At 65.0% G+C, this 12,288-nt stretch carries 10 protein-coding genes and 1 pseudogene; 6 read left to right on the forward strand and 5 right to left on the reverse strand.

Annotation, left to right across the window (positions count from 1 at the left end):
• The first annotated feature begins 147 nt into the window (after positions 1-147).
• Positions 148-968: pseudogene (locus HAP54_RS25060) on the forward strand (alpha/beta hydrolase).
• A gap of 45 nt (positions 969-1,013) precedes the next feature.
• Here the strand turns inward: HAP54_RS25060 and HAP54_RS25065 are convergent.
• On the reverse strand, positions 1,014-1,856 hold the full coding sequence (locus tag HAP54_RS25065) for a GNAT family N-acetyltransferase (protein ID WP_166304578.1): 843 nt from the start codon (positions 1,854-1,856) through the stop codon (positions 1,014-1,016).
• 151 nt (positions 1,857-2,007) lie between these two features.
• Positions 2,008-2,652, reverse strand: a complete 645-nt coding sequence (locus HAP54_RS25070; protein WP_166304581.1) for a TetR/AcrR family transcriptional regulator — start codon at positions 2,650-2,652, stop codon at positions 2,008-2,010.
• A 191-nt stretch (positions 2,653-2,843) separates the two neighbouring features.
• Here HAP54_RS25070 and HAP54_RS25075 point away from each other — a divergent pair, with 191 nt between their 5' ends.
• From HAP54_RS25075 to HAP54_RS25090, 4 genes are all read left to right on the forward strand, one after another.
• Positions 2,844-4,145, forward strand: coding sequence for an HlyD family secretion protein (locus HAP54_RS25075; protein ID WP_166304584.1), 1,302 nt, complete (start codon positions 2,844-2,846; stop codon positions 4,143-4,145).
• Between the two features lie 51 nt (positions 4,146-4,196).
• Positions 4,197-5,786, forward strand: coding sequence for a DHA2 family efflux MFS transporter permease subunit (locus HAP54_RS25080; protein ID WP_166304587.1), 1,590 nt, complete (start codon positions 4,197-4,199; stop codon positions 5,784-5,786).
• A 367-nt stretch (positions 5,787-6,153) separates the two neighbouring features.
• Positions 6,154-7,956 (forward strand): ABC transporter ATP-binding protein, encoded by a 1,803-nt coding sequence (locus HAP54_RS25085; RefSeq protein ID WP_166304590.1) that lies wholly within the window; start codon positions 6,154-6,156, stop codon positions 7,954-7,956.
• An 84-nt stretch (positions 7,957-8,040) separates the two neighbouring features.
• Positions 8,041-9,426 (forward strand): MATE family efflux transporter, encoded by a 1,386-nt coding sequence (locus tag HAP54_RS25090; protein WP_166304593.1) that lies wholly within the window; start codon positions 8,041-8,043, stop codon positions 9,424-9,426.
• 30 nt (positions 9,427-9,456) lie between these two features.
• Here HAP54_RS25090 and HAP54_RS25095 read toward each other — a convergent pair whose 3' ends face one another.
• Entirely contained in the window at positions 9,457-10,200 is a 744-nt protein-coding gene (locus HAP54_RS25095) for a sulfite exporter TauE/SafE family protein (protein ID WP_166304596.1), read from the reverse strand.
• 107 nt (positions 10,201-10,307) lie between these two features.
• Between HAP54_RS25095 and HAP54_RS25100 the strand changes: the two genes are divergently transcribed.
• Positions 10,308-11,024, forward strand: coding sequence for an alpha/beta fold hydrolase (locus tag HAP54_RS25100; RefSeq protein ID WP_166304599.1), 717 nt, complete (start codon positions 10,308-10,310; stop codon positions 11,022-11,024).
• Positions 11,025-11,092: 68 nt separating this feature from the next.
• On the opposite strand, the gene HAP54_RS25105 is transcribed toward HAP54_RS25100, so the two are convergent.
• Positions 11,093-11,620, reverse strand: coding sequence for a hypothetical protein (locus HAP54_RS25105; protein WP_166304601.1), 528 nt, complete (start codon positions 11,618-11,620; stop codon positions 11,093-11,095).
• 268 nt (positions 11,621-11,888) lie between these two features.
• Positions 11,889-12,251: a ClpX C4-type zinc finger protein gene (locus HAP54_RS25110; RefSeq protein ID WP_166304604.1), complete on the reverse strand. Its 363-nt coding sequence runs from the start codon at positions 12,249-12,251 to the stop codon at positions 11,889-11,891.
• Positions 12,252-12,288 lie beyond the last annotated feature (37 nt).

The raw sequence follows: 12,288 nt of genomic DNA on the forward strand, positions 1-12,288 counted from the left end.
CCGGACGTGCGGCTGGTGCTCGGCATGCTGGCCGAGATGAACCTGCCGCCGATCGAGACCATGGGTGCGCAGGGCGCGCGCGACTTCCTGACCGAGTTCAACAAGGGCCGTCCTGCCGGCCGTCCCGTCGGCGAAGTCGGCACCGGCATGTTGCAGGGTGCCGACGGCCCGCTGCCCTACAAGCTGTATCGGCCGGCGACGCCGGGGCCGCATCCGATCGTGGTCTATTTCCACGGTGGCGGCTGGGTGCTCGGCGACGAGCTGTCGGACGATCCGTTCTGCCGCGATCTGTGCCGGCGCACCGGCATGATCATCGTCAGCGTCGGTTATCGCCACGCGCCCGAGCATCGCTTCCCGGCGGCGGCCGAGACGGCTATGCGGCGACGCGCTGGATCGCCGCCCACACCGCCGAACTTGGCGGCCGGGCAGGGCCCGTGCTGGTCGCGGGCTGGAGCGCCGGCGGCAACATCGCGGCCGTCACCTGCCAGCTCGCACGCGATCGCGGCGGGCCCGAGATCGCGGGCCAGCTCCTGATCTGCCCGGTCACCGACTCCTCCTTCGACCGGCAGTCCTATGTCGACAACGCGGCCGGCTACTTCCTCACCCGCGGGCTGATGTTCTGGTTCTGGGACCTGTACTGCTCGCCCGCCGACCGCACCGATCCGCGCGTCGCGCCGCTGCGCGGCAAGCTCGGCGGCCTGCCGCCGGCGTTCATCGCCACCGCGGAGTTCGATCCGCTGCGCGACGAGGGCATTGCCTATGGCGACGCGCTTGCCAAGGCCGGCGTCAAGGTCGAGCAGCTCAAGGGGCACGGCCACTTCCACTCGTCGTTCGTGATGGTCGACGTCATTATCACGGGCGTCAGCGGCCGCGTGAAGATGGCGCAGGCGCTGCGCCGCTTTGCCGGACTGCCCGTGGAGCTGGAGCAGGGCAGTGCCGCGCCGCAGATCAACGCGGCGGCGAACTAGACTGGGAGTCTTGCGGCGCTTCGGTTCTCAACCAGGACCGAAGCGCTAGCCTAGCTCGAACGTCGTGACGCCGAACACGCGATCGATCCGCAACGGCGGGATCGCGCCGGTATACATCCGCGCGGTCTCGAACACCGGCGAGAGTCCGAGGCCTTCCGCCAATGCGACGGCGTCGCGGTTGACGGCGGGGACATCGAGGAAGATCTCGCCACTGCCGGCGCTTGCAAGCAATGCCGACAGGATGGTCTCGGCGCCGGCGCGGTCATCGGCGACAAGCGGACCGATCTTGCGGCCGGTGCGGCACGGGCGGATCACGCCCCAGCCGGCGAGAGCGCCGTCGCGCAACAGCGCGCGCCCGAGATGTCCTGGTGTATTGATCCAGGCGCGCAGGAAGGCCGGACGCGGCGCCGGAAACACCGTGGCGTCATCGGCCTCGATCAGCGCCGCCGGCACATCGGCCAGCGCGATGATGTCAGCGTTCGGCGCCGGAGGTGCTGCGACCATGCCGCCATAGCGCACATTGGCGTAAGCGAGCGCGAAGCCGGATTTTTGGTAGTTCGCCTGCTGCGCCACCACGCCGTCGAGCCCGATCACGCGTGGATGTGCATGCGCGATGGCCGCATTCCAGATCTTCAGGCCATGGCCGCGGCCGCGCAGATCCGGACGCACGATGTAGAAGCCGAGGAACGCAAACTGCGCCCCGTAATTGACGCAGGAGATCACCGCGGCCGGCCGCCCGTCGAACTCGCCGACGAAAAATCCCTGCTGATCCTCGGCGGCAAAGCACGCGGCGTCGGCGAGGCCGGGATTCCATCCCTCCGCCGCGGCCCAGTCCACCGCGAGCGTGATCTCGTCCGGGTGCATATGCCGAATGCTGGGGTCGTTCATGGATGGCCATCCTCGAATTGGCGCCGCAACGGCCATGGTAGCGCGCTAATCTCTCCCCGTCATTGCGAGCGAAGCGAAGCAATCCATCGCGCCGCGAGGATGAAGAGTGGATTGCTTCGTCCCTGACGCTCCTCGCAATGACGGTGCGAGATCAGTTCGCCTGCTTCGGCCGGTACGCGGCGAAGAACACCCGCGTTGCGCTGTCGACGACAACAGCGATCCGCTCCGACGAGGGCGACGGATTGGCCTGGAAGATGAACGCCTGGAACAGCGTCGCCTGGCACATCTGCATGAACTGCCAGGCCGCGAGCTGATAATCATCGATCACGAGCTCGCCGAGCGCGGCGCGCGCCTCGAGATAGGCGGCGAAGCGGTCGACGGTGTGGGCGATCACGTGGGTGTAGAACCGGCTGCCGAGCTCGGGCATCCGCTCGGCGATCGCCATCACGGTGCGGATCGCCGAACCGCCGCCGGGCCGGCACAGCACCGCGACATAGGCGCGGCCGAATTCGGGGAGGGTGGTGTCGACGTCGCGCGTCGGATCGAAATTGAAGGCGACCTTGCCCTGCTCGAGCTTTTCCTCCTCGACGATCGCCGCGAACAGCCCGGCCTTGTCGGGGAAATACACATAGAGCGTGCCCTTGGAGACGGCGGCGGCGCGGGCGATCTCGCCCATGCTGGCGCCGTCGAAACCGAGCTCCAGGAACACCTTGCGGGCGCCGTCCAGGATCTGGCGTCGTTTTGACGGTTCTTCCTCGCCGACGGGCTGGAGGGAGGCTCGGGGGGCTGCAACCATTGATTTAGCTTCTCGCCAAAGAACTCAACCCGGAATGCGCAAGGTTGAGAATCGAAGCGTTATAATCCCTGCCGAGGGAATATAGATTGACCGAACGGTTCGGTCAATGCTATTGGTGGGAGTGACGATGAGCCGCACGGCCCTTATTCCGCCACTGCGGGCATCGAGACTTTTTTTGGGGAGCCTCGGCTATGGCCGCAGCACGAGATCAGGCTGCACGCATTGTTCGTTCCGGGCCAGAGATGGCCGAGGACGCGAAGGCGCGCGACGCATCCGCCGATCTCGGCGAGCAGGCTAGAACTGACGAAACCAAAAGGGCCGACGAATTCAAGCGTCCCGCCGAGGCGCCGCCCGCGGTTGCGCCCGAGCAGCCGGCGGCTTCGCCCGCTGCGGCTGCGCCGAAATCCGGCAAGCGCAAATTCGTGATGATGGGCGTGGTCGGCCTGCTCGCGATCGCGGCCGCAAGCTATGCCGCCTATTACCTGATGGTCGGACGCTTCTACGTCTCGACCGACGACGCCTATGTCCGCGCCAACAACACCATGCTCGGCGCGCGCGTCGCGGGCCATATCGCGGCGATCCTGCCCGGCGACAATGCGCTGGTGCGCGCCGGCGATGTGATCTTCCGGATCGACGACGGCGACTATCGCATCGCAGCCGATGCCGCGCGCACCCGGATCGCGACCCAGCAGGCGACGATCGAGCGCTTCGGTCGCCAGGTCGCTGCGGCGGAGAGCTCGGTCGACCAGGCACAGGCGCAACTCGTGTCTGCCCAGGCCGGCCTGAAGCGTGCCGATCTCGATTTCGATCGCCAGCAGGCGCTGAGCACCAAGGGCTTTGCCTCGCGCGCCACTTTCGAGGTCTCGGAAGCCGGCCGCGACCAGGGCGCCGCCGCTGTGCGCTCGGCGCAGGCCGCCTTCGATGCCGCAAAGAGCAATGTCGATGTGACCAGGGCGCAGCAGGCCGAGTCCCGCGCCCAGCTTGCCGAATTGCAGACCCAGCTCGCCAAGGCCGAGCGCGATCTCGATTTCACCCAGGTCCGCGCGCCGGTCGACGGCACCTTCTCCAACCGCCTGGTCAATACCGGCGACTACATCAATGTCGGCCAGCGGCTCGGCAATGTGGTGCCGCTCGACGGCGTCTTCATCGACGCCAACTATAAGGAGACGCAGCTCAAGCGCATCCGTCCCGGCCAGCGGGTGACGATCAAGGTCGACGCCTACGGTTTCCGCAAGTTCACCGGCATCGTCGACAGCATCTCGCCGGCCGCGGGCTCGGTGTTCACGCTACTGCCGCCCGACAACGCCACCGGCAATTTCACCAAGATCGTGCAGCGCCTGCCGGTCCGCATTCGCGTGCCGAACAGCGTCGCCAAGCAGGGCATGCTGCGCGCCGGCATGTCGGTCTACACCACCGTCGACACCAGGGAGGGCGCGGCCGACGCCGACGCCGATACCGATCTCGACGCGTCGATGATGATCCATCCGCAGTGATGCCTTGAAGCTTCGGACCTGAGGGTTCGAAGCGCGGAGCTTGATAAGCCCATGGCCGACGCGACCACTGCTTCCCCTTCGATGATGGCCGGCGCCTCGGAGTCCGAGCGCCTCCAGCCGAAACGGGTGGTTGCGTTCATCATCATGGTGTTCGGCATGTTCATGTCGATCCTGGACATCCAGATCGTTTCGGCGTCGCTCACCGAGATCCAGGCCGGCCTGTCGGCGTCCTCGACCGAAGTGTCGTGGGTGCAGACCGCCTATCTGATCGCCGAGGTGATCGCGATCCCGCTGTCCGGCTTCCTGTCGCGCGCGCTCGGCACCCGGCTGCTGTTCGCGATCTCGGCGTTCGGCTTCACGGTGTCCAGCCTGCTGTGCGGCTTCGCCTCCACGATCGAGCAGATGATCCTGTGGCGCGCGCTGCAGGGCTTTCTCGGCGCCGGCATGATCCCGACGGTGTTCGCCTCGGCCTACACCATCTTCCCGCGCTCCAAGTTCTACATCGTGGCGCCGATCATCGGGCTGGTCGCGACCCTGGCGCCGACCGTCGGGCCGACGGTCGGCGGCTTCATCACCGATCTGATGTCGTGGCACTGGCTGTTCTTCATCAACATCGTGCCCGGCATCATCATCACGATAGGTGTGCTGGCGCTGGTCGATTTCGACCAGCCGAACTTCGCGCTGCTCGAGCGCTTCGACTGGTGGGGCCTGATCTTCATGGGCGGCTTCCTCGGCTCGCTGGAATATGTGCTGGAGGAAGGTCCGCAATATGAATGGCTGCAGGACACCTCGGTGGCGATCTGCGCCGCGATCTGTTTCGTCTCGGCGATCGCCTTCTTCTGGCGGGTGCTGACCGTGGAGGAGCCGATCGTCGATCTCTATGCCTTCTCCAACCGCAACTTCGCGGTCGGCTGCGTGCTGCAGTTCTGCATCGGCATCGGGCTCTACGGCCTGACTTACGTCTATCCGCGCTATCTCGCGGAGGTCCGCGGCTACAGTGCGCTGATGATCGGCGAGACCATGTTCGTCTCCGGCATCACCATGTTCTTCATGGCGCCGGTGGTCGGCCGTCTGATGCAGAAGGTCGATTTGCGCTACATCATCGCCTTCGGCCTCGTCACCTTCGCGCTCGGCTCCTGGCAGATGACCTGGATCACGCGCGAGTACGATTTCTACGAGCTGCTGGTGCCACAGATCCTGCGCGGCATCGGCATGATGTGCGCGATGGTGCCGACCAACAACATCGCGCTCGCCACGCTCGAGCCCGACCGCGTCAAGAACGCCTCCGGCCTGTTCAACCTGATGCGCAATCTCGGCGGCGCGGTCGGGCTCGCCTTGATCAACGAAGCGCTCAACGACCGCACCGATCTGCACATCTCGCGGCTGCAGGACCGCGTGACCTGGGGTAACACGACCGCGGTCGAGACCCTCAACAATTTCACCCAGCGTTTGCAGGGCATGGGCGATTCCACCTTGATGGCGATGAAGCAGCTCTCGCAGATCGTGCACCGCCAGGCCCAGGTGATGAGCTATGGCGACGCCTTCTTCATGCTGTCGCTGTTCTATGTCGGCCTCAGCCTGCTGGTGCTGTTCGTCAACAAGCCGCCGCCGATGACCGACGCCGGCGGCGACGCGCATTGAGAGCATCGGCATCGCGCGCGTCGTGTGCGCCCGCTCGCGTGCAGAGCGTTGCATCGCCGACACAGTGCCGCACTCACGCGCTTGTCATCTTGCCAATCGCGCCTGATGCATTTATAAGCAGCGCATTCCTTACTCGAACCCGGGAGATGCGCATGAAGTCGTTTATTTCGCAGATCGTGCGCCCGCGTTCGATGGTGCTGGACGCGCTTACGCGTTAGCTCCCGGCGCTGATCGGGCCTGATCCCCGATCATCAAAGCTTCCCAACAAATTACCGATTGTTTTCAGCGACTCCTGCGGCCGGATTCCGTCCGCCAGTCGCCTTAAGTGGAGCCGGCTTGCGCTGCAAAGGCGTGGCCGGAATGTGCCATGACCTCTCTGACATCCAAGCGACCGGCCGCGATCCGGATCGTCTTGCCATTCGTGTTCCGCCATTGGCTGGAGCAGCCGCTCCGCGCCTCCGCCGTGACCGCGGGCTTCCTCGGTGCGACCGCCGCCGACCTGTTCATGCCGGTATTCTCCGGTCATCTGGTCGACGCATTGACCGCGGGTTCGACGGATGCCGCCGCGCGCCATGCCGCGATGCTGGCATTCGGCGCCATCGTAGGCCTCGGTGCACTGTCGCTGATGCTGCGGCTGGTCGGCATTACGACCATCGTGCCGTTCACGCTGAAGACGATGTCCGATGTCGGGCAGCAGGCCTTCATGCGGGTGCAACGCTTCTCGACCGACTGGCACGCCAATTCGTTCGCCGGCTCCACCGTGCGCAAGGTCACGCGCGGCATGTGGGCGCTCGACCTGTTGAACGACACCATCCTGATGGCGCTGCTGCCGTCGCTCGTGGTGCTGCTCGGCTCGATGATCCTGCTCGGGCTGCACTGGCCGCAGCTCGGCGCGGTGATCGCCATAGGTTCGGTGATCTATGTCACGATGACCATGGCGTTCCAGGTGAGCTACGTCGCGCCTGCCGCGCGCGTCTCCAATGCATGGGACACCAAGGTCGGCGGCACGCTGGCCGACGCCTTGACCTGCAACGCGGTGGTGAAGTCGTTCGGCGCCGAGACCCGCGAGGATATCAGGCTGGACGGCGTCATCAGCCGCTGGCGCCGCCGGGTGCGGCGGACCTGGCTCCGCTACAACCACACTTCGACGGCGCAGCTGCTCGTGCTGCTGTGCTTCCGTGCCTCGGTGATCGGCGGTGCGATCCTGCTGTGGGCGGCCGGCCGCGCCACGCCGGGCGACGTCACCTATGTCCTGACCAGCTACTACATCATCCACGCGTACTTGCGCGATGTCGGCATGCACATCAACAACCTGCAGCGTTCGGTGAACGACATGGAGGAGCTGGTGCAGATCCACGGCGAGCCGCTCGGCATTGTCGACGCGGTCGACGCTGGAACGATCGACATCCAGGGCGGCCGCATCGTGTTCGACGACGTCACGTTCCACTATGGCGGCCATCGCCGGCCGCTCTATGACGGGCTGTCGGTCGACATCGATGCGGGCGAGCGCGTTGGTCTCGTCGGGCGCTCCGGCTCCGGCAAGACGACCTTCGTCAAGCTGGTGCAGCGGCTCTACGACGTCACCAGTGGCAGAATCCTGATCGACGGTCAGGACATCGCGCAGGCGACGCAGCAATCGCTGCGCAGCCAGATCGCGATCGTGCAGCAGGAGCCGATCCTGTTCCACCGCACGCTGGCGGAGGACATCGCCTATGGCCGGCCGGGCGCCGGCATGGAGGCGATCGAGCAGGCGGCGCGGCTTGCCAATGCGCACGACTTCATCATGCGGCTGCCGAAGGGCTACGGCACGCTGGTGGGTGAGCGCGGCGTCAAGCTGTCGGGCGGCGAGCGGCAGCGCGTGGCGCTGGCGCGCGCCTTCCTGGCGGATGCGCCGGTCCTGATCCTGGACGAAGCGACCTCGAGCCTCGACTCAGAGTCCGAGGCGCTGATCCAGCAAGCGATGGAGCGGCTGATGAAGGGCCGGACCTCGATCGTGATCGCGCACCGGCTGTCGACCGTGCGCAGCATGGATCGCATCCTGGTATTCGATCGCGGCGAGATCGTCGAGCAGGGCACCCATGAGGCGCTCGCCGCACGTCCCGGCGGCATCTACCGCGGCCTGTTCGAGCGGCAGGCGACCGAGTTCGGCCAGGCCGCGGCGGCGGAGTGAGCGATGGCGCGTGGCTGACGGATTCATCTCCGGCAGCCACGCGGCCCAAATTGACCTCAGAATCGATTTGAGAATGGAATTGAAATGAAAGACCTTACGCGCGGCTCCATCGTGAGCCACATCTTGGTCATGGCTCCCCCGATCGTGGTCGGCATGATCACGATCATGATCTGCCAACTGGTCGATTTGTATTTTGTCGCCGGTCTCGGCGAGGCCGCCGTGGCGGGGGTATCTGCAGCCGGCAATGCCGGTTTCCTCGTCAACGCGCTGATGCAGGTGCTGGGCGTCGGCACCGTCGCGCTGATCGCGCATGCCGTGGGACGCAAGGACCGCAGCGATGCCAACCTCGTGTTCAATCAGTCGATCGTGTTGTCGGTGCTATCAGGGCTGTTGACGCTGTGCGCGGGGGCATTGCTGTCGCGCCTCTATATGCGCTCGGTCGCTGCCGACCAGGCCACCATCGAAGCCGGCACCACCTATCTCCTGTGGTTCATGCCGGCATTGGCGCTGCAATTCATCACCCAGGTGATGGCGTCAGCGCTGCGGGCTACCGGCATCGTGCGGCCCAGCATGCTGGTGCAGGCGGTCGCGGTCATCATCAACATCGCGCTGGCGCCGGTCCTGATCGCAGGCTGGGGCACCGGTCACGCGTTCGGCGTCGCCGGGGCGGGTCTGGCAAGTTCGATCGCCGTTCTCATCGGCGTGCTGATGCTGTTCGCGTATTTCCGCAAGCTTGAACGCTACGTCGGATTCGATCCCGCGCAATGGCGTCCACAACTCCGGCAGTGGACGCGGATCCTCAATGTCGGCCTGCCTGCAGGCGGCGAGTTCGCGCTCATCTTCGCCTGGATGGGCGTGATCTATTATGTGCTGCGCGATTTCGGCCCGGCGGCCCAGGCCGGGTTAGGCATCGGGACGCGCGTGCTCGGCCTGATCCAGATGCCGGCATTGGCGGTGGCGCTTGCCGCCGGCCCGATCGTCGGACAGAATTTCGGCGCCGGCAATGGCAAGCGTGTGCAGGAGACCTTCGTCAAGGCGGTGCTGATCGGCACGGTCGTGATGATCGTCTTCACCGTTCTCGCGCAGTGGAAGCCGGGGCTGTTGCTCGACGGCTTCTCGAACGATCGCGAGACCATGGCGGTCGCCGCCCAGTTTCTGCACTTCGTCTCCATGAATCTCGTCGCGCAGGGACTGATCTTTACCTGCAACAGCGTGTTCCAGGGTCTCGGCAACACCAGGCCGGTGTTGCTGAGTTCGGTCGTGCGTCTCGTCACCTATGCGGTGCCGGTGATCTGGCTCTCGACGCGGCCCGGCTTCCGGATCGAGCATGTGTGGTACCTGTCGATCGTGACGACGACGCTGCAGGCCGGTTTGAGCTTGTGGTTGCTGCGTCGCGAATTCAGCAAACGTCTCGTGCCGCCGGCGCGCGAAGTTGCTCCGGAACGCGTTTGTCTTGAGCCGGTGGGATGACCGGCTCAGCCAGTTTGCGATGGCGGTTGATCATCGCGGCGGCAGCCCGTTCCAGACCAGCGCCACGCCGGACAGGAACAAGAGCACCAGCACCACGTCGGAGAAATTGCGGTCGCTGAGCGCGTGATAGAGCCGCGCGCCGAGCCAGGCGCCGAGCAGCGTGCCGGGAAACGCGCAGGCCACCAGCCAGATCAGCTCCGGCTTCACCAGGCCGCTGGCGATCTGGATGAGAAGCGCGGCCGCCAAAATTGTGAAGTTGAATATCTGGAACACGCCGCGCCGCTGCTGCTTGCCCCAGCCGCGCAGGCTCGCCCACAGGATCGGCAGCGGACCGGACAGTCCGGCGAGGCCGCCGAGGATGCCGCCGGCAAATCCGATCGCGCCGTCGGCCCATTTGCCGCCGAACGAGATCGACATCGGCTTGCGCTGCAGGAACAGCAGGGTCGGGAACACCAGCAGGAAGATGCCGATCGTCAGCTTGAACACGCCGGGGTCGGCCCGCGCGATCAGCAGGATGCCAATCGGCACGCCGGCGAGGCCGCAGATGACGAACGGCCAGACCAGACGGAAATCGATGCTCTTCCAGATCGACGGCAGCGTCGAAACCTGCGCGATGACAGAGCAGACCAGCACCAGCGGCACCGCAAGCGTCGGCGGCAGCACATAGAGCCAGATGCCGAGCGCCATCAGCGCGGTGCCGAAGCCGGCAAGGCCGGAGACGAAACCGCCGGCCAGCGCGCCGAAGAACAGGATCGCGTAACCAGCCGGGGTCATCCTCGTCTCGTTCTTCTGATCATTTGCAGCGACGTTTACACGACGCGCGTGGGGGGTACACTTCGAAATCGCGGCTCATCAACCATAATCGGAATGGAAGCATCCCAATGACTTCGAGTTCGTCGAAAACCTTTCTGGTCTGTCACGGCGCCTGGTCGGCAGGATGGGTCTGGAAGAAGATGCATCCGTTGATGCAGGCTGCCGGGTACCGGCTGATCACGCCGACCTACACGGGGCTCGGCGAGCGCGCGCACCTTGCGCATCGGGGGCTCGATCTGGAAGCGCATATCCGCGACATGCTCAACGTCATCTCATACGAAGACCTGCGTGACGTCGTGCTGGTCGGCCATTCCTATGGCGGCATGGTCGCGACCGGTGTCGCCGACCGGGTGCGCGAGCGCATCGCGCAGCTGATCTATCTCGATGCCTTCGTGCCGCGCGACGGCCAGTCGCTGTTCGACCTCAACGAGCCGGTCATCGAGACCATGCGTGAGCTCGCGCACGACGCCGACGGCTGGCGTATCCCGCCGACGCCGACGCCGCCGGACACATCTCCCGAAGACGTCGAATGGCTGACCGCGCGCCGGGTCGACATGCCGATCAAATGCTTCGAGCAGAAATTGAAGCTGCAGCACGGCGAGACGACCCTGCCGCGCAGCTACATCTACGCCACCCGCACCACCCAGGCCGACACGTTCGGCCAGTTCGCCAGGCGCACCAGGAACGAAGCCGGCTGGCGCTATTTCGAGATCGACGCCAGCCACTCGCCGAACGTCACCGCGCCGGAGGCGCTGATGACGCTGTTGCAGGAGATCGTTTCCTGACGAGCCGTCGTTCCGGGGCGATGCGAAGCTTCGGCCGAAATCAATCAGGTGCGTTTGTTTGCCCGGGGTCATGCACCACGCGCGTCGCGCACGGCCTGAGCGACTTTCGTCGCCTGCGATACTCGTCCGATTTTCGCGCCTGCAATGATCTTTCTTCGGCGTTCGCTTGGCTTCGGCACCATGCCGTCGCCCGCGGTAGCGCCGGCCGAGGGACGAGTCATGAAGTTCGCGGCTCGGTGCAGTGCGAGGGCCTTTCGAGCTGCTTCGACATGCGCGGTCCGAGCTGCGAGGTTATGCAGACGCCTGAGCTCCGTGTTCACCCGCTTCACCGCCGCCGCGAAGACTTGCTTTCGTTCTGAAGCATGCTTGTCGGTTCCTGGAAAGCTTGTCCCGCGAGCCTCGGCTTTTCCGCGGCTCTCTCGCTGCTTTTGTCGGCTGACCGTTCGCTCCTTGTCGCGCATCTTCCGCAAGCGGGGTCGCGTAGCCTCAAGCTCAGCCACCTCGACGTTGTAGATGGCGGGATGATGCGTCAGGCGGATTGCCTCATATTCTTCGTGGCTGAGAATGCTGCGCTCGAACTTGCAGGCGACCGACATTACCAATCCTCCGTTTGATTTCCTGAATCCCGGGCAGAAGGAGACGTCCAGCTCCAGCCGATCATAGCTCTAACGCCGCTGGATGGCTAATTTGCCACCGCATTCGAAGTTCTATTTGCCGGGCATTCTGTTGACGCTGCCGCAATCGTCCTAACTGGCTGATGGCGTTGTTTCCGAGCTTCCCGAGCAGCGCATGCGATCGCGCTCGGGCCTGCAACTCGGCGTTCAGAGTCCGCAGGAGATTGTTTACGTGGGATTTCGGACCCGATCAGGGCTTGCTCGGCAACCGCTCGACAAACTTTCGATGCTCCGCCAGCCACTCCGGATGGTCGGCGGCAAAGACCTGCACGCAGAGTTGGACGCATTCGTTGCAGATAAATGCCTTGGGTCCTGCCACCAGTTGCAGGACCTGCGGCGCGGCCTTTCCGCAGAATGAGCATGATGGCCCCGACGATGCCTCCTCCTCATTGTCCGCGAGGCGGATTCCTTCACTCTTGAGCGCGCCGAGGAGCGCTTCGACGTCGTCGGCGCTAAGCTCTTTCGGGCACAATTCATTCAGTTGATCAAAAGTGATGAAGCCTGAGCGGCGACTGATCTTGCGTGCCGCCTGAATGATCTTCTGAAGGTCCATCTGCGATCCTCCGCGAAGGGCGCACTCTACGCCCGCC

Origin of the sequence: Bradyrhizobium sp. 2S1, from assembly GCF_011516625.5 — a bacterium.
GTDB classification, from domain to species: domain Bacteria; phylum Pseudomonadota; class Alphaproteobacteria; order Rhizobiales; family Xanthobacteraceae; genus Bradyrhizobium; species Bradyrhizobium septentrionale.

Excerpts from the sequence above, each read along its gene's own strand:
- HAP54_RS25065 (WP_166304578.1), bottom strand. The coding sequence starts at position 1,856 with ATGAACGACCCCAGCATTCGGCATATGCACCCGGACGAGATCACGCTC.
- HAP54_RS25070 (WP_166304581.1), bottom strand. The coding sequence starts at position 2,652 with ATGGTTGCAGCCCCCCGAGCCTCCCTCCAGCCCGTCGGCGAGGAAGAA.
- HAP54_RS25075 (WP_166304584.1), top strand. The coding sequence starts at position 2,844 with ATGGCCGCAGCACGAGATCAGGCTGCACGCATTGTTCGTTCCGGGCCA.
- HAP54_RS25080 (WP_166304587.1), top strand. The coding sequence starts at position 4,197 with ATGGCCGACGCGACCACTGCTTCCCCTTCGATGATGGCCGGCGCCTCG.
- HAP54_RS25085 (WP_166304590.1), top strand. The coding sequence starts at position 6,154 with ATGACCTCTCTGACATCCAAGCGACCGGCCGCGATCCGGATCGTCTTG.
- HAP54_RS25090 (WP_166304593.1), top strand. The coding sequence starts at position 8,041 with ATGAAAGACCTTACGCGCGGCTCCATCGTGAGCCACATCTTGGTCATG.
- HAP54_RS25095 (WP_166304596.1), bottom strand. The coding sequence starts at position 10,200 with ATGACCCCGGCTGGTTACGCGATCCTGTTCTTCGGCGCGCTGGCCGGC.
- HAP54_RS25100 (WP_166304599.1), top strand. The coding sequence starts at position 10,308 with ATGACTTCGAGTTCGTCGAAAACCTTTCTGGTCTGTCACGGCGCCTGG.
- HAP54_RS25105 (WP_166304601.1), bottom strand. The coding sequence starts at position 11,620 with ATGTCGGTCGCCTGCAAGTTCGAGCGCAGCATTCTCAGCCACGAAGAA.
- HAP54_RS25110 (WP_166304604.1), bottom strand. The coding sequence starts at position 12,251 with ATGGACCTTCAGAAGATCATTCAGGCGGCACGCAAGATCAGTCGCCGC.